Source organism: Pontibacter ruber (genome assembly GCF_023630205.1).
In the GTDB taxonomy this organism is placed as follows: Bacteria; Bacteroidota; Bacteroidia; order Cytophagales; family Hymenobacteraceae; genus Pontibacter; species Pontibacter ruber.
This window is the reverse complement of record NZ_JALPRR010000003.1, coordinates 61,067-78,929: the sequence shown is the minus strand read 5'-3', so window position 1 is coordinate 78,929 and position 17,863 is coordinate 61,067. Positions and strand designations below refer to the sequence as shown.

Sequence of the window (17,863 nt, the reverse complement as noted above, 5' to 3'; positions counted from 1 at the left end):
TGCTATACTTGCGGCGTAACCAACCGATATTGTTTCTTATTCGTTAAAATTTAATTTAGTACCTTTAAGACAACGGCCTCTTATTATCAAACTATCATCCCGATGCCTCAACCGGAAAACAAAACTTCTAACAGCATTACCTTTAGTCTTTTTCAGGGAGGGGGTGAAATGGGCGCCCTGATGCGGGCGTACGACTGGGACAACCACCCACTCGGTAACCCTGAAACCTGGCCGCAGAGTTTGCAAACGAACATCCGCCTGTTGCTGCATTCTGATTTCCCGATGTTTATCTGGTGGTCGGAAGATTTTTACATGTTCCATAACGATGCTTATCTGCCTGCCCTGGGCAACAAGCATCCGAAAGCGTTGGGGGCAAGCGCACGTATAATGTGGGCCGAGATCTGGGACCAACTCGGCAAAGTGGCAGAAGGTATCATGCAGGATGCCAATCCATTTTATGCTGAAAACCTGCTTGTTCTGATGGATCGCAAAGGCTTTATCGAAGAAACGTACTGGACGTTTTCTTACAGCCCAGCCTTTAATGATGCCGGCCAGGTAGAAGGTATATTCTGCGCCTGTTTTGAAGTGACCAATACCCTGCTTAGTCAGCGAAGGTTGAAAACACTGAAAGACATTTCGGATGCCACTGCCCAGGTCCATCAACTGGAAGAAGCCTGCCAGTCGATGTGCGAAATTATAGATGCCAACCAGAGCGATATACCATTCAGTATGATCTACCTGCTGAACGCTACAGGCAGTGAGGCCCGTCTGGTAGGAATGGCAGGAGACGTTAGGCCTGAGGTTGCACCTGTTTTAATAAACATGAACGATCTGGAGGGGCAGGATAACTGTCCTCTGGCAAAGGTCTTTCAAACCAAAAAGATGATCCTTATAGATCAGCAAATGCGGAACAATGCTTTGCAGGAAGGTTTAACCAATACAAATCAGGTAGCCATACATCCTGTTTTCAGGCCTGGTCTGGATCAGGTGATCGGTTTCTTTATTTCAGGCATAAGCCCAAGGCTGGAGTATAATTCTGATTACCAGAACTTCCACAGGCTGCTGATCGGGCACATCGCAACTTCTATCACAAGCCTGCAGGCCCGGGAAGAACTGATCCACCAACAGCAATTTCTTCAGGATGTTTTTCAGCAGGCGCCTGTGGGCATTACCATCATGCGCGGCCCTCAGTATATCATTGACCTGGCTAACCCTGAAGTATGCGAGATCTGGGGTCGTAAACCCGAAGAAGTTTTAGGCAAACCGGTTATAGAAGCTATTCCTGAAGCCGGTGAACAGGGCTTTATTTCACTGCTCGACCAGGTGGTAAATACAGGGCAGCCCTTTATTGCCAATGAGTTGCCCGTCGTATTGGAGCGGAACGGAGAGATGGAGCAGACCTACCTCGATTTTCTTTACCATCCCATGCGCGACTCACAGGGATTTGTTAGCGGCGTGATTGCGGTAGCCATAAACATAAGCGAACAGGTAAAATCCCGCAGAGAGATTGAAACCATCAACAGGCAACTGCTCACCATCAATGCCGACCTGGATAATTTTGTATACTCGGCCTCGCACGACCTGAAAGCGCCCATTTCCAACATCGAGGGGCTTATGGTAGCGCTGGAAGAGTACCTGCCAGCCGAAACCCTCAGCTCTGAGATGGTGCAGCGGCTCATCAGCATGATCAAAACATCCATCGACAGGTTTAAACGTGCCGTAAGCGATCTTACTGAAGTGGCAAAGCTGCAGCGCGATACCGGAGAAGACATCACGGTGGTAGACCTTCCGGAGGTAGTTGCCGAAGTATGCCTTGATTTTGAGCCGATAATCGAAGCTATGGGTGCCCGCATAGAAACTGATTTTTCGGACGGGATCATACGTTTTTCGGCAAAGAATATCCGAAGTATTATTTACAACCTGCTGAGCAATGCCCTGAAGTATAGCTCTCCGGACCGGCCACCACACATACGCTTCCGTACTGAACGTACGCCTGAGTACACAATCCTTACGGTATCAGACAACGGTCTGGGCATGGACATGGCAGATAAGGATAAAATATTTTCCATGTTCAAGCGCCTGCACGACCACGTAGAAGGATCAGGCGTGGGTCTGTACATTGTAAAAAAGATCGTGGAAAATGCCGGAGGAAGTATAGAAGTAGAAAGTAAGCTCGGCGAAGGCACTACTTTTAAAATAAATTTCAAACATTAACGTATAAGCTACTCTAAACCGTAATATGTTAATTTTACCCAGCATTCAATGCAAAAACTAAATACGATTCTGCTTGTTGACGACGATGAAGCGACGAATTTCCTAAACGAGCTGATCATTAAGAAGCTGGATATTGCTGAGAATATCCTCGTTGCCCGTAACGGCAGGGAGGCCATCACGCTTATCAGGCAACTTTGCGAAGCACAGCAGGGCAACCCCGGACTACCGGAGCTGGTACTGCTCGATATAAACATGCCGGTGCTGGATGGCTTCGGCTTTCTGAAGGCTTTTGAGGAGCTGAGTTGCCCGGGGAAAGAAGGCGTACAAATTGTGCTGCTCTCCACCTCGCTTAACACAAAAGATGTAGAGCGTGCCAAAGAATACGTAATCAAAGGATTTCTGAACAAGCCGCTCTCATCGCAGCAACTTAGCAGCCTGTTGGAGGAAAGTTAAACCGGTTTCAGAAGAGCAAAACAAGCACAGTAGCATACTTCTAAACCAGCTTTTGTATGTAAGGCTGTGCTTTACGCCAACACCTTCACAGACTTCCCCTGATGCTCATTTATGCAACAGCGATTTCTGCGTGCTGTTCTCTCAGGCTCGTATGTCTGCTATCCAATCGGCAGCGGCTTTGTAGGTGCGGAACTGCCGCGCGTCAATCGGGGTGTTTACTACAATGTTCTCTTCCTTCATTATCGTTACAAACAAAGCCATGTAGTCAAAATCCCGGGTTACAAGGCAGGCAATTTTCTTTAGCGAAGAAGTTGTAATGGCCGGTAAGATCTGACGTAGTTCCTGCTTCATGCTCTCCAGCGGAAGCCATGTCAGGAGCGTAGAATCCTTTATCCAATGTGAAATGGCGTAGCGTTGCAGAAATTCTACAATTTTTGATATCCCTTCCAGGTGTTCCTCGTGTGTAGGTTGCCGTATCCACTCCGAATACATCATACCTTCGTATTCCTCAACAGCAATGTTCAGGTAGGGCAAATTTAATTCAAGCATATAATAACAATACAATTGCGACGCTGCACAACTAAAAGAGAATGCGTGAAAGTACAAAGAATGGCAATCAGATTAATCTCCTGACCTTCAAAAAGTGTAAAAAAAATGTACATACACGTATCACTACATCCAATGTTATAAAGCAATGAGTCATCACATAGCACATCCGGCATTTATACTTTTGCAGCCCCTGTCCTGAACAACGCTAAAACTGCAACATCTCCTCTCTGCCGATGAAACAAACCGATACTCTCTTAATAACTATCGAACTATAGCAGCTATACTTACTACAGGAGGTTTAAAAAAATTTCAAAATTATGTAACCTCCTACCCTAACACCCACGTATAAAAGCATGGCTAAAAGTTGAAAAATAAAATTTTCGATGCATGAAAGACTCCTTGGCGGGAGTCTTTTGTGTTTTTATACAGTTCACTCATTGCTGAAGGCAAACATTTCATTCAGGTTATATTGCCCTTGCCGTTCCTCCATCCGGGGCACACCCGCATTCTTACCATTTACCTGAAAAATTCACTTCAATTTTTAAAACCTCGCCCGCCATTAAGATGGCACGGTTTATCTTTGTATCAATTGGGAGCACTGTGCCTGGCCGGCATTTTTGACATAACAGGGAAAGAAGCGTATAGGCTCTTAGCAACTATAACAAGGGCAGCCATTAATTTCAGGTTTCTTTAACAGGAGGTGAGCCTGATCCAGGAAAATAAAATCATGTAAATGAACCGTTTTAATAAAGGCTTTTCATAAGATAAGTGTATTCCTGAGAAACGATATCATGCATACGATCAGCACAACATGAGCAGACCAAACCGATACCAACTGGCATTTTTAAAGTGGCGCAGGCGGCAGAGCAACAACCGTATCATGCCCTTTATGCTGAGCATGGTCGTTGGCCTCATTGTGGGGTTGTCGGCAATCCTGATCAAGACCATCATCTTCTACATCGAGCAGTATGCCGTATACTTTGCTCCCAAGCTACTCTATTTTCTGCTGCCTTTGGTGGGCTTCCTGCTGGTTACGTTTCTTAACCGCAACATCTTCAGCAAAACAGCCTACTTTGGCGGTGCCCGGCATGTGATCGATGCCATTGAAAATCATTCGTCCATCATCCGGCTTCGCCTCGTTTATTCCAAGTTCGTTACAACAGGCCTTACCATCGGTTTTGGAGGAAGCTCCGGTGTAGAAGCAGCTATTATTTCGAGTGGGGCGGCTGTCGGCTCCAATGTGGGCCGCTTTTTAGGATTGGGCTACCGCCTGCGTACCCTGCTGATCGGGTGTGGCGTGGCAGCTGGCATTTCGGCTGTTTACAACGCTCCTATGGGAGGCTTTATTTTTGCCCTCGAAACCATCCTTCCGGAGTTTACCCCAACCCTGCTGATTCCGCTGCTGGTAGCCGCTGCCGCGGGTAAGATCTTATTCGAGTTCATCATGGGTGAGCACCTCCGCTTCCAGGTACCGCTGACAGATTTTGCCTACGAGCAGATTCCGCTGGTAATTATACTAGGGGTATTAGGTATGCTGATGTCGAACTACCTGCTCCGGACCTATAGTTATTGTGCCTTGTACCTCTCGCGCATCAAGAATGCCTACCTGCGGGCATTGGTGGGAGGTGTTGCTCTCGGGAGCATTATCTTTTTGTTGCCACCCCTGTTTGGCGAAGGCTATGTAAGTATAGACGCGCTGCTCAACAACGAAGAGCGGTCGCTTTTTGTAAATTCGCCGCTGGCTGTGCTGCCCAACACTGCATGGGCTAACCTGTTTTTCTTCTTCCTGATTACAATGGTAAAACCCATAAGCACCGGCATTTGCGTTAACTCCGGGGGCGAAGGCGGTTATTTTGCACCCTCTATTATTACCGGCGGGCTCCTGGGCTTTCTGTTTTACAAGGTGGTGGTGTTATTTTTCCCTTTCTACCAGATCAACCAGGCTACTTACATATTCTTGGGTATGGCCAGCGTTTTTGCCTGCATCATGAATGCACCGGTAACAGCTATATTCCTTGTAGCTGAGATCACGCAGAGTTACCAGCTTTTTGTGCCATTGATGTTGATTTGCGCAGTTTCGTATTTCCTGAAGTACTACGTTGAAAACCTGCGCCGTAGCGTTGTGCAACCCATGGGCCAGAGCAAAGCCCTGCGCGTAGACCGCATTTTACTCAACCAACTAAGTATAAAGCAACTTGTAGAAGAGGATGGAACACCTGTAAGAGAAACGGCTACTTTCCGGGATGTGATTGAAAGTATTACGAAGTCTGATAAAGATGTGCAGCAGGTATTGGATGAGCAGGGAAGGCTCGTCGGCATTATTACCCTGAATGACTTAAGGCAGCGCCTGGGCGATACGTCCAACTATGATACCATTCTGGCCCGCGACCTGATGCATGCGCCTGAGGCAGTGGTGGAGATGGATGAGCCTGCTACGGAGGTGCTGGACAAACTGGACAAGTATAAACTATGGTCGCTGCCGGTGGTGCGAAATGGCAAGTTCAAAGGATTCATTTCCAAAAACCGGTTGCTGACCCAGTACCGCCAGGAATTAACCAAAGTGAACAGGTTCTTCTAGTCAATAGTAACCGGGATGATAACCGCGCTAATTTGCTGGTAACACACTCAGTTCAGATGCTCAAATAACACCGGGTTTGCATGGAGCTGAAAGTATAAAAGCCCTGCCAACATTAAGTCGGCAGGGCTTTTATACTTTATACTTCGTTCTTTACCTAAGCAACGAAAGTATTATTTTTTAGATTGAGGTCCAGGTACCGGGAAACCACGGTCACGCATCAGCGCGTCTATCTTGGCATCGCGGCCACGGAACTTGCGGTACGCCTCTGCCGGATCCATGGAGTTGCGCGGCGCAAACAGGTACTTCACCAGTTTGTCGGCAACTTCCTTGTCGTAGAATCCGCCTGGCGCTTCGGCAAAGGCTTCGGCAGCGTCGGATGTCAGCACGTCGGCCCACAGGTAACCGTAGTAACCGGTAGCATAACCTTCACCGGAGAACACGTGGCCAAAATGCGGCGAACGGTGACGCATCACGATCTCCTTCGGCATTTTCATCTTAGCCAGTGTTTCGCGCTCAAACTTGTCCGGGTCCAAACCATTCGGATCTGCCAGGTGGAAGTGCATGTCCATCAGGGCAGACGCCAGGAACTCGGTCGTAGCAAAGCCCTGGTTGAAAGTAGCAGCTTTTTCGATCTTGGCCACCAGCTCTTTCGGCATTGGCTGTCCGGTCTTGTAGTGCTTCAGGAACTGGTTGATCACCTTGTCGGTAGACAGCCAGCGCTCCAGCAACTGCGACTGGAACTCGGTATAGTCGCGCACGCCGCTGTTCAGGGTTGGGTATTTCACGTTAGACGCCAGGAAGTGCAGCGCGTGGCCAAACTCGTGGAAGAACGTTTCTGCATCGTCCCACGACACCAGCACCGGCTCGCCCGGAGCAGGCTTCACAAAGTTAGAGTTGTTGGATGCCAGCACGGTTTCTTTGCCGTCGAAAGTAGTGTGGGCACGGTACGTAGTTGCCCAGGCACCGGAACGTTTGCCTTGGCGCGCAAACGGATCAAGATACCACAGGCCAATGTGCGCGCCAGTCGTTTTGTCCGTTACTTCCCATACTTTCACGTCCTCGTGGAATACTGGTACAGAACCCTCCGCTACCGGCGTGAACTTGAAGTTGAACAGCTCACCGGCGGTAAAGAAGATCGCCTGCGTCAGGTTGCCCAGTTCCAGGTACTGCTTCACCTCATCGGAGTTCAGGTCATACTTCTGCTGGCGTACTTTCTCAGCATAGTAGCGGTAATCCCAGGGCTCGATGGTGATCTTGGTTTTGCTGGTCTTGTTCGCAACCTGCTGCATGTCGGCTACTTCCTGTTTCACGCGGGCCAGAGCAGCCGGCCAAACGGCGTTCATCAGGTCCATGGCAGCTTGGGGGTTCTTGGCCATGCGGTTCTGCAGGCGCCATTCAGCATAGTTGTTAAAGCCCATCAGCTTCACGCGTTCGTTGCGTAGCTTCAGTATTTTGGCAATGTTGGCATTGTTGTCGTTCTCATCGCCGTTATCGGCACGCGAATAGTAGTTCTTCCATACTTTCTCACGCAGCGCACGCTCTGTAGAGTAAGTCAGGAACTGGTCCATGGATGAACGGGTATTGATGATGGCATACTTGCCTTCCTGGCCCAGATCTGCTGCTGCTTTGGCCGCTGCTTTCACAAACGACTCCGGCAGGCCACCCAGTTGGTCTTTGGTCAGGTATACCACGTACTTCTCTTCGTCTGCCAGAATGTTGTTGGAGAACTCAGTGTATAGCGACGAAAGCTCCTTATTGATCCCGGCGTAGCGCTGTTTTGCTTCCGGGCTCAGGTCAGCACCTTCCAGGGCAAAGTTTTCGTACACGAGCTGCACCACGCGCTGCTGATCGGCTGGAAGCGGGTTCTTCTGTGCGTTTTCGTAAACCGTTTTGATGCGCTGGAAAAGCTTTTCGTTCTGCGATATCTTAGAGTTGAATTCTGAAATTTGTGGAGCCAGTTCAGCCTGTACTTTTCTAAACTCCGGAGTAGACACGTTGCTGCCCCAGATGCCATAGTATACAAATACACGGTTCAGCTCTTCGCCTGCACGTTCCATGGCCTCGATGGTGTTCTCGAAAGTGGCAGGCTGTGTGTTGTTGGCAATCGCTTCGATCTCTTTCAGATTCAGCGCCATTGCTTTTTCCATAGCCGGTTTCAGGTCGGCCAGGTTCATTTTATCGAAGGCCGGAACGCCACCGTAAGGCCCTGTCCACTCTTTCAACAGTGGGTTGGTTTCAACTTGCTTTTGTTCCATGGCAGTAGGTGCCTGCTGCGATTGCTCCTGTTTTTGTGCAGTAGTGCAGCTTGCCAAAGCCAGCAAAGCCATCAAACCTGATTTCTTGCCAGCTGAAATAAATTGGTTTCCCATAGGTTGTTTAAAGGGTGTAAAAGATTTGAGTCAAAACTCTGTTGTTGTAACAGATCACAAGTTACGAAAAAACCGAAACACCCTAACGGGTTTTACTTGTTACAACAACAAAGAAATGCTTTTACTCCCGAACCAACTTTACAACCCGCTGCTGGCTGGCTGTTCTGACTGACAAAAAATAGATGCCTTGCGCGAGGGGAAGCTCGTTTAGAAGGATGTGGTTTTGCCCGACTTTGAGCAGCGGCTGCTGGGAAAGCAATACCTTGCCCTGAGCATTGTATAACGTCAGCGAGGCAGGTTCCGCTTTATCCGTGCCTATCTGTACCTGAAGATCATACTTGAATGGGTTAGGAAAGACCTGAAGCGAAAGCCCCTTTGCCAGAGCAGGAGATTGCACAAACCGTACAGGGCTGAGCGTTGCTTCACCTGAGTAATCCACCTGCCTTAGCCGATAGTATACCTGAGCGGCGTTATAGTGGAAAATGTCTTTGTCTGTAAACGTATAACGGCTCTGTACCTGCGTAGTGCCGTTACCGGGCACGGTACCGATCGAAATGAAATTGTGCCCGTCGGTACTTGCTTCTATACTAAAATACTCGTTGTTTTTTTCCGAGGCAGTTATCCATTTGAGCACCACATCGTCGTTCACCAGTTTTGCTTCAAAGCTAAACAACTCTACTGGCAGAGGCTCCAGTTTATTGCTCGCCAGCACTCCTACCGCCTCTTTGCTAGTCGATGCTAAAATGACAACGTCCTCGCTGAAGTTGTCTTTTGTGCTGGTCGAGTTGTTATAAGCCCCTCCGCTCATCAATATCATTTGCGAACTGAAGGTTATAGAAGAAAGCATGGACTCTCTGTAAAGAATGTCTCCTCCAGTATCTCCTGCAGTATATATTACGATCACTTTATCGTTTTTTTCATCAAGCTCAACAATTGGCCTGGTGCCTTTTTTCGATACCTCGTACAAATCGTCCCACTCGCCGGAGGGCTGCCTGACAAGCAAGGCAATTTCAGGGTAGCGGCTGTTGTCGTAACTGGTCTTGACGGCACAGTAGAGCGTGCCATCTGCTGCTACGGCCATGTTGAGGTGGTCGTCGGCCATGCCTGCTCCAACATTGAGGGCCGACTGCGAGGCAGGCACCTCGTCTTCAGTCCACTCACCAGGATCTTCTCCATCCCGGTGGGTTCTGAAGCCAAAGCGGCGGGTGGTTTGGTTGGACCAGAGCACGCCTATCTTGCCGGGCATGGCAATCACGGTTCCAATGTCGTCGGTGCTCACATCCGAGGCAAGGGTGATGGGGCTGCTCCAGGTGTGGTACGGGACATCGCTGTAGCGCACCTGGATGGTGGTGCTCCCGTCCGAGGCCAGCCACATGCGGCCGGTGCCGTCCATATCGATGGTCGCCGTTTCCACGCCCTTCTCAAGGTTCAGGCCCACGGTAGAGGTGCGTTTAGACCAAAGCTGGTAAGTGGCCGAAGTTGAAAGATACTCCACCGACACGAACTGCGAGGAAGCCCCCTGGAAGAGCAGGATGTGGGCCAGGTTGCCCACCAGCTTGCAGTCGGCTTTGGTTGTAGTCCTGCTCGAGAGCTTCAGAACCGGCGTCCAGCTTGTGCCCTCCAGCCGCCAGAGGTGCGTGCCGCTCGAGTTGGGCAGCACGCACCAGTACCGGCCAGCGTGCTTCCATACTTTCGACTGGGGCTTCTCACCCGTACCGGTGGAAACAGGCACGGGCGTAAGGTTGGTAATAGAGGTAAATTGAGCCGCTGAATTGAACGAACTTAATATTGCGCATGCAAAAAGTATAGTATATCTAAGTATAAATTTTCCGATCATACACAGCTCACACAGGAGGGGAGAAAATAATACTATAGTACGACCTGCACTTTTAATTGTTATATATAAAGAACGCATATCATTATCTTTAACTATAAATATTCTTCTATATTATTTCTTAAAGGAAATTCACAATTTCGACCATACATCCATGGTACAAACCTGCTTTTGAACAGGCCACGTATATAACTATTTAGTCCTAAACAGAACCCATGCAAGACCAACCGATACGCGATAAACAATCCATACAGCAGCTTTACAATGCCATCCTTCCTGCGCTGGCGCAGCATGTGCACCAAAACTTAGCGGCTGTCATACCCTTATTCGACAACTTTAACCTGGAACGTATGGTGGACACCTGGACCAAAGACCCCGCCGCCGACTCTGCCGTTGAGATAAGTATAGAGAATGGCAATGTGCAGCAACTTGGTCTGAGAATACGACTGGAAGGTTTTCAGAAAGCCGGGGCAGAAACATTCGATATAACGAAGGACCTGGTCTTTAAACTCGACCGCAGCAGCTACACGGTTGGTCCTGGCAAAGGTGATAGCTGGCCGGAGAAAGAATACTTTTCACGCTGGGACAAAGCCGAGTACGAGACACTGGCTGAAAGGTGGAGCGAAGAGCTGATTGACGATATAACACAACGACTTGAAAATCTGGCCTCCTAGAATAAATCAAATGCGTATCTCTGCTTCACTCCGGCTGTATGTGATGCTTTTGGTGCTGGCCCTGAGTTCCTGCAACTCCTGCCAGGCTCAGCAAGAGCAGACTGCTACCAGGGGTTATACTACTAAAAAGCCCCAAAACGGCGGCACAGGCAAAGTATACATGGGCCGTGAAATAGCCGCCATCATGACGGCAACAGGCGGAAGCTGGCTGGACAGAGATTCACGGCAGGAAGAAGAAAACTCACTGTTAGCCATAGAAAATATGCCGCTGCAACCCAACAGCGTGGTAGCCGATATTGGGGCTGGCACCGGGTTTTATACTTTCCGCATTGCACCCAAAGTGCTGGATGGTAAGGTGTACGCCGTGGAGGTACAGGACAGGTTCCTCTCCTCCCTGAAAGAACGGCAACAGAAACTAGGCCTGGCAAATGTGGAAGTAGTAAAAGGAGGAAACCAAAGTATAAACCTGCCTGACAGCTCCCTCGATCTTGCTTTTATGGTGGACGTGTACCATGAGCTGGAGTACCCGCAGGAAATGCTGCAGGCAATTCACAAGGCTTTGAAGCCAGGAGGCAAACTGCTACTGCTTGAGTACCGGGCAGAGGATCCGGATGTTCGCATAAGGGAACTGCACAAGATGAGCGCCGAACAGATCAGAAAGGAATTAGAAGCTAACGGTTTCAGACTCTATAAACAGGAAGACTTTCTTCCCATTCAGCATTTCATGTTGTTCGAAAAAACTGAAAATTAAGTATAACTTAACTGTTCAAGCTTCAACTGTATAGTTTCAAAGCTGTACGTTAAAAGCCTGCATTTTACTTGTAATGATGGATTTTATGTATTTAAAAGCATTGCTTCTTTCCCTTCTGCTCCTGCTAAATGTTACAGCTTTAACCCGAGCACAGCAATTAACAGTTGGTTCCTACAATGTGCGGTTAGACACCCCCAACGACATTGGCAATCTCTGGAAAGACCGCGCACCAGCCGTAGCGGCGTTGATCCGCTTTCATGAGTTTGATATCTTGGGTACCCAGGAAGGCTTTAAAAATCAGCTGGATGACCTAAGCAAAGCGTTGACCGAGTACGACCGTTACGGTGTAGGCCGGGACGACGGAAAAGAAAAAGGAGAGCACGCTGCCATTTTTTTCAGGAAGGACAAGTACAAGCTGCTGAACAAAGGAGATTTCTGGCTGTCCGAAACACCGGACAAACCATCTCTTGGCTGGGATGCCACCTGCTGCAACCGGATTGCATCCTGGGTTTATTTACAGGACCTCAAAACAAAAAAGAAATTTTACGTCTTTAATGTACATTTTGACCACGAGGGGGTACAAGCCCGCCGCGAAAGCAGCAAACTCATGTTGCGCAAGATCCGTGAGATTGCGGGCAAAGAACCAGTCATCTTAACCGGCGATTTTAACGGCAATCACAGCAGTGAATGGTATCAGGCACTAGCGAATTCAGATATTCTGAAAGATACATTCAAAGAAGTAAAACAGCCGTATGCGCTCAGCTCCTCCTTCAATGCCTTTGGTAAACAGAATGAAGGCAACGAAGTCATCGACCATATTTTTGTGACGAAAGACTTTAATGTATCTAAATGGGGAATGCTGACCGATACGTATAACGGAAAATTTCCCTCAGATCATTTCCCGATCCTGGTTAAAATAAGCTTTGTTACTGAAAAGTAGTTTTGATGAGCTTCTGAAGAGCTGACAATAGAGAGTACATCTAAATTGATTCTCTGTTGTCAGCCCTCCATTTTTCTCCCTGCTGCTTATAAGCTCCTCCCTACTTATCCTATCACAAATTTTATGGCACAGATTGATCTGAAGAGGCTGTTCAGGTTATAAGCTATACTTTAACAAGATGTTTTCAGCTTTGTTGTATATCTATGAACAAAAACATACGTAGAATATTATACAGAAGATTTTGCACCTCCTGAATAATGGAATCATGTATACAACTGTGTTTAAGTTCGAAGAAGGGAGCCCTTATGTTAACAGCAGGCGACCTGTTGGTTCAGAGATATATAGCAGGCTTATGTGGCAAGCTGTGCGGTTAGCCAGATCCGGAAAGCGGATATTTAAAGCGGGGTTGGTTATTTACACCCCTATTCCGGCTTATCTCGACGGACCAACAACACTGGAAGTATACTGGGATTTTGAGAGTGAAGAAGAGTATGACCAGCATTCCAGGGCTGCATCCTGACTATAGTGTAACAAAGCCTGTACAGGCTGCTTCCTTTTCTGATTGCCATCGTATACTAGTGCATGAACCTCACTTTATTCAACACCCACACCCTTGCAGGTAGATTAGAAATAATCTGGGCACATGGTACTTTTTTGGCGTATCGTGCCAGAAGAGGTTATCGTATTGCCTTGTATGATCTTGGCAACTTCTTTGCTGAAATTTGGTACAACCCCGAAAGTGAGCACATTAGCCTGGTAAGAGGTTTTAGTAGCAAGAAAGCCCTCGAGCCTTATCTCAACCAGATCAACCTGCTGGAGATGCTTGACTTCTAGAAGGTACAGCTTAGTTATTTCTCCACTTTTCACATTACCGTTTAACTATACTTGCACAAAGTAAGTAAACACTTTCTTAAGCAGTAAACTACTATTGTTGAACAGACTGACTACAACAAAATTTCTTTGGTTTAATAAGTATTATTATATTTCCAGCTTAAACAGATGAACCCCGAAGAGGACGATTACAATACAAACATGGTATCGGAAGAAGAAAACAAAACAAGACTTTTTGAAGAGCTGAAGCATGAGCTTGAAACAAAAGGCTTTACAGTAGAAAAACAGGATCGCACCCGGCCATGGGGTGGCTTTTTTGTGATAGATGAGGAGCAGGCCCAGCGCTTTGCAGATACTTATTTTGATGGTATCTCTGTTGATGATTTAAAGATTTCCGGAAAGCTTAGCCCAAAGATCTTAGTGGTGGCCCCGGAAAAAAGACTATCATGGCAGTATCATCACCGCAGAGCTGAGATTTGGCAGGTAATAAAAGGTACCGTAGGCGTGGTCACCAGCGATACCGATGAAGAAGGTGAGCGGAAAACGTTGGGTCCCGGCGATAAAATAAAACTACAACAGGGCGAGCGCCACCGCCTGGTAGGGCTCGATGACTGGGGCGTGCTGGCTGAAATATGGCAACACACCGATGCAGGAAAGCCATCAGACGAAGAAGATATCGTAAGAGTACAGGACGATTTTGGTCGCTAGGCTATACTTGTTATACTTAACTAAAAAGCAGAGGCCGCTATTTTCTGAATAGCGGCCTCTGCTTTTTAGTTGCAAACCTATTTCTGCACGACCAGTTTGACCGTTTGCAGAGTGCTGCCACTGGTCAGGCGCACCAGGTACATGCCTTTGCCCAGACCCTCTGCCTTGAGCTCGTGTTCGTAGCGCTGCCCGCTTTGAGCTGATCCGGCAGCAATGCGCTTGACTAGTGCTCCTTTCAGATCGTAGAGCTCGAGTGTATACTCAGCGTCTTCTTCACTGGCAAAGGAAAGTATAGTGCGGTCACTGAAGGCAGTCGGATAGGCCACAAGTCCTGTCTGATCCGGAGTTGTTTCAGCCACAAGAGTTGACTGAGAGCTCACGCGCTTTACACCGCTCTGGTGGATGACGATGTTGCCTCCGCCGATGGTCTGGCAAGCCTCTGCATTTTCATCCAGGTTGGTGGAGCAGCCGATCTGGTTATCGTACACCACAGCTCCGCGGGTGCCGTCCTGCTGTATTTCCCAGACCAGTAGGCGCAGCTTGTCAGCTTCTTTGGCTTTGTCGAGCTGCCCGTCGGTGGCTGAAATCAGGAACATGAACTTGCGCGGATCTGTCACCAGCTTGCCCTTGTCGTCTCTGTAGGATACCTTGCCTCTGCCGCGGTAGAAGGCCTGGTTGCCGGAGATGACCAAGGTGCGGGAGAGTTGGGAAATACTCCTGAAGTAGAACGAGCCGCTTTCGAGCAACAGCTGCGTTTCGCCCTGCAGCCGGTTTTCCTCGCCTTTCTTGTACCTGGCCATCAGCCCGAAGTAAGCCTTGCCATTGGTCTTCATGAACTCGTAGGCACTGTTCACCGGAGAAGTGATCCAGCCCCCGCCCGTAACAAAGCCTGCTTGAGGATCAAAGACGTGCACGTAGAGCGTGGTGTCTTTTACTGGACAGCCAGCCTCACCGCCATACGTCAGGCTCAGCTTGTACACATCAGGTGTGGAAGGCCAGTTGACCTTGATGGTGTTGCTGCCCTGACCGCTGAAGCTGGTGTAATCAGAGCCGCTGCCGTCGGTAATGCGCCAGGTAAAAGTGGTGGCACCAGAGTCAGCAAGGGTGTAGGTGGAGCCTTTGATATTGACTAAAGCGGTAGCTTTGCCTTGTATGGCTGCGTCAGCTAAAGCAGGGCACTGCTTCTGGCTGTACTTGACGGTCAGGAAGTCGTAGTCTGTAATGTCATTTAAACTATAGCCGGTGACGATGATATTGCCTGCCCTGTCCAATGCCATATCTACAGCACTCTCATTAGGTCCGGCAGTTTGTATATCCCAGAGTTGGGTACCAGTAGCAGCATTATACTTTATCGTGCTAAAGACTCTGTCGGACGTGCTTAATCCATTATCGTTATTTACAAGCCAACTCGTACCAGTTACATAAACACCATCCAGGCTATCCACAGCAATTGCACTAGCTCTGTCATAACTTACACCTTTTCCTACTCTGCTATACCGTTGCACCCAGCTTTCCTGACCAGTGAAAGCCTCGTATCGGATGGTAGTGTAATCTGTAGCAAAGTTGTCGCCTGCGCTACTACCCGTAACGAAGACGCCACCTTTGTTGTCTACAGTAATGGCGGAAGCACCTTCATTACCTCCTACAGGGCCGGCATATTGCTGAGACCAAACCACTTTGCCAGTGGCTGCGTCGTAGCGAACTGTCAAATAGTTATCAATGTTTGCTGTCCAGTCACTGAAGGAACCCGTAGTGTAGACGCCCCCCGACTTATCTACAGAGATATCTTGGAAGAAGCTCCTCTTGTTTTCCCCTGTATTGTTTGGTTGCACCCAGGTTTCCTGACCAGTGGCTGCTTCGTATCGGATAGTGGCAGAGGAACCAGTGACATAAACTCCTCCTTTATCATCTATGGCAATTGCAGTGGCAGATCCTTCTTCGTAGCGGCTTACCCAGGTTTGCTCTCCTGTAGAGGCCTCGTAACGGATGGTGGCATAATCACCAAACTCAGTTTCATTGCTGTTGGTATAGCTATAACTGTAGCCGGTAACATAAACTCCTCCTTGATCATCTACAGTAATATCCCTGGAAATGTCTCTGCCATTACCCTTGCCATTATAACTTTGTACCCAGCTTTCCTGGCCCGAAACTGCATCATAGCGGATGGTGACATAGTCATATTGCATCTGACCTCTGTCACTGTAGCCTGTTACGTACAGCCCTCCCTGATTGTCAATAGCGATAGCAGTAGCTCGGTTACTCTGTTCCCCTTTGTACTCCTGCACCCAAAGCGTATCACCAGATGGTGAATATTTGATTGTAACAATACTAGACCTATTCTGTATCATGTCAAATTCATAGCTGCTGGTACCAGTGACGTAGCTGTTGCCTTCTGCATCCGCAACCACGGCTATAGTATAATCCGCTAGATCCCCAATAACATCGTACCGACTGGCCCAGCTTTGGGTACCGGTTTTTGCGTCGTAGCTGATTGTGGCAAAGTCAGGTCCGGTGCCGCTTCCTTCACTGTAGCCTGTTACAACAACTCTTCCTGTGTTGCCGACAGCAACGGCCCTGACCTGGTCCAAACCGTTGGCTGGTCCGTTGTAGCGCTGCACCCAGCTTTCGTTGCCATCAGGTGTATTATAACGGATGGTAACATAGTCGCTGTCGCTGCCATAGTAGCCGCTGCTGCCAGTAACAAAAACACCCCCTTTGTTGTCTACGGCAATAGCTCGGGCTATGTAAGTACCGCTGCCTTCTCCATTGTAACGCTGCTCCCAACTCAGTTTGCCGGTGGCTGCATCATAGCGTATAGTAGCGAAGTCTGAGACAAAACTATTCCCTGCTCTGGAAGATGTGCCGGCAACGTAAACACCACCTTCATTGTCAACAGAGATGGCCTCGGCGATATTATTACTGTTCTCTTCCCCTGTATAGAGTACAAGCCAAGTCTGCTCACCAGTTTCGGAATCATAACGAATTGTTGCAAAATTACTGGTATTGTTGCTGCCAAAGCTGTATCCAGTAACGTAAACGCCACCTTGGTTGTCGACAGCAATGGCCCTTGCCTCATCGTAAATATTGCTTCCGCTGTCGTAATGCGTAACCCATCTTTGGGAACCGGTGTAGGCATCATAAGATATTGTTGCATAATCTAATCCGTTACCGTCTTTCTTGCCGCTAAACCCAGTGACGTATAGGCCACCAGTGCTGTCTACAGCAATGGCAGCAGGATAATCACTGCCACTATCGGGCCCATTGTAGCGTTGCACCCAGCTCTCTTTGCCGGTAGCTGCATCATAGCGGATGGTAGCGTAGTCCGTTATGATGATACCGAAAGAGTAATTGGAACTTGCGCCTGTTACATAGACTCCCCCGTTATTATCAACCACAATATCGCTGACCATATCATAACCATTGGGAGTCCCGTTATAATATTTTACCCAACTCTCTTCTCCAGTAGCCGCCTCGTATCGGATAGTGATATAATCGTATTCATTACCATAATAACCACTACGCCCCGTAACGTAGACGCCCCCAGTGTTATCCACGGCTATAGCTGTAGCTCCGGTAGATTGATCCTGCCTAAACACCTTTGCCCACAGCTCTTCTCCTGAAGGAGAGTACTTAACTGTCACAATACTACCTGTAGATGCTAATCCACTTTCTGTGCGATTACTAGTACCGGTGATGTAGCTGTTTCCAGCTTCATCCACGGCAATATCAACAAAGGATTCGTTTTGGCTGCCCTTGCTATCATACCGTCTGACCCACTCTTCTGTTGGCTGTTGTGCCGGTGCTGTTATGCTGAAGAAACAGAGCAAAAGCCCCAGGCTGTAAAGTAATTTTGTATTCATAATATTTGACTAATAGATGATGAGTAGATGCTCAGTAAAACTTACTCCTACTGGTCAAGCAGGCAAAGGAAGGTCGCAAAGCAGGAAACAGGATATGGTGAG

Annotated in this window: 13 protein-coding genes; 9 read left to right on the top strand and 4 right to left on the bottom strand. The window is 48.3% G+C overall.

The features are described from left to right. Positions 1–102: 102 nt before the first annotated feature. Complete coding sequence (locus tag MJ611_RS12235; RefSeq protein ID WP_250430102.1) at positions 103–2,214, top strand: ATP-binding protein; 2,112 nt, start codon at positions 103–105, stop codon at positions 2,212–2,214. A gap of 48 nt (positions 2,215–2,262) precedes the next feature. Then, positions 2,263–2,667: a response regulator gene (locus MJ611_RS12230; RefSeq protein ID WP_250430101.1), complete on the top strand. Its 405-nt coding sequence runs from the start codon at positions 2,263–2,265 to the stop codon at positions 2,665–2,667. Positions 2,668–2,808: 141 nt separating this feature from the next. On the opposite strand, the gene MJ611_RS12225 is transcribed toward MJ611_RS12230, so the two are convergent. Then, positions 2,809–3,216 (bottom strand): hypothetical protein, encoded by a 408-nt coding sequence (locus tag MJ611_RS12225; protein ID WP_250430100.1) that lies wholly within the window; start codon positions 3,214–3,216, stop codon positions 2,809–2,811. Between the two features lie 811 nt (positions 3,217–4,027). On the opposite strand from MJ611_RS12225, the gene MJ611_RS12220 reads away from it, so the two are divergent. Continuing rightward, positions 4,028–5,794, top strand: a complete 1,767-nt coding sequence (locus MJ611_RS12220) for a chloride channel protein (RefSeq protein WP_250430099.1) — start codon at positions 4,028–4,030, stop codon at positions 5,792–5,794. A gap of 170 nt (positions 5,795–5,964) precedes the next feature. Here the strand turns inward: MJ611_RS12220 and MJ611_RS12215 are convergent, their stop codons facing one another. Together MJ611_RS12215 and MJ611_RS20640 are read right to left on the bottom strand one after the other, a co-directional pair. Next, the gene (locus MJ611_RS12215) at positions 5,965–8,163 is read right to left on the bottom strand and encodes a M3 family metallopeptidase (RefSeq protein WP_250430098.1); all 2,199 of its coding nucleotides are present in this window, start codon (positions 8,161–8,163) and stop codon (positions 5,965–5,967) included. A 121-nt stretch (positions 8,164–8,284) separates the two neighbouring features. Further along, complete coding sequence (locus MJ611_RS20640; RefSeq protein WP_250430097.1) at positions 8,285–9,895, bottom strand: T9SS type A sorting domain-containing protein; 1,611 nt, start codon at positions 9,893–9,895, stop codon at positions 8,285–8,287. Between the two features lie 317 nt (positions 9,896–10,212). On the opposite strand from MJ611_RS20640, the gene MJ611_RS12205 reads away from it, so the two are divergent. The 6 genes from MJ611_RS12205 to MJ611_RS12180 all read left to right on the top strand — a co-directional run bounded on the left by MJ611_RS12205 (position 10,213) and on the right by MJ611_RS12180 (position 13,901). Further along, complete coding sequence (locus MJ611_RS12205; protein WP_250430096.1) at positions 10,213–10,671, top strand: hypothetical protein; 459 nt, start codon at positions 10,213–10,215, stop codon at positions 10,669–10,671. Positions 10,672–10,681: 10 nt separating this feature from the next. Next, positions 10,682–11,422, top strand: a complete 741-nt coding sequence (locus MJ611_RS12200) for a class I SAM-dependent methyltransferase (RefSeq protein WP_250430095.1) — start codon at positions 10,682–10,684, stop codon at positions 11,420–11,422. Between the two features lie 178 nt (positions 11,423–11,600). Continuing rightward, positions 11,601–12,362 carry an endonuclease/exonuclease/phosphatase family protein gene (locus MJ611_RS12195; protein ID WP_250430094.1) on the top strand — a complete coding sequence of 254 codons (762 nt, stop codon included), beginning with the start codon at positions 11,601–11,603 and terminating at the stop codon, positions 12,360–12,362. Positions 12,363–12,726: 364 nt separating this feature from the next. Further along, positions 12,727–12,882, top strand: a complete 156-nt coding sequence (locus tag MJ611_RS12190) for a hypothetical protein (RefSeq protein WP_250430093.1) — start codon at positions 12,727–12,729, stop codon at positions 12,880–12,882. A 62-nt stretch (positions 12,883–12,944) separates the two neighbouring features. Continuing rightward, positions 12,945–13,196 carry a hypothetical protein gene (locus tag MJ611_RS12185; protein WP_250430092.1) on the top strand — a complete coding sequence of 84 codons (252 nt, stop codon included), beginning with the start codon at positions 12,945–12,947 and terminating at the stop codon, positions 13,194–13,196. 165 nt (positions 13,197–13,361) lie between these two features. Further along, positions 13,362–13,901: a cupin domain-containing protein gene (locus tag MJ611_RS12180; RefSeq protein WP_250430091.1), complete on the top strand. Its 540-nt coding sequence runs from the start codon at positions 13,362–13,364 to the stop codon at positions 13,899–13,901. Between the two features lie 77 nt (positions 13,902–13,978). Here MJ611_RS12180 and MJ611_RS12175 read toward each other — a convergent pair whose 3' ends face one another. Then, on the bottom strand, positions 13,979–17,761 hold the full coding sequence (locus tag MJ611_RS12175) for an outer membrane protein assembly factor BamB family protein (protein WP_250430090.1): 3,783 nt from the start codon (positions 17,759–17,761) through the stop codon (positions 13,979–13,981). Between the last annotated feature and the right edge of the window lie 102 nt (positions 17,762–17,863).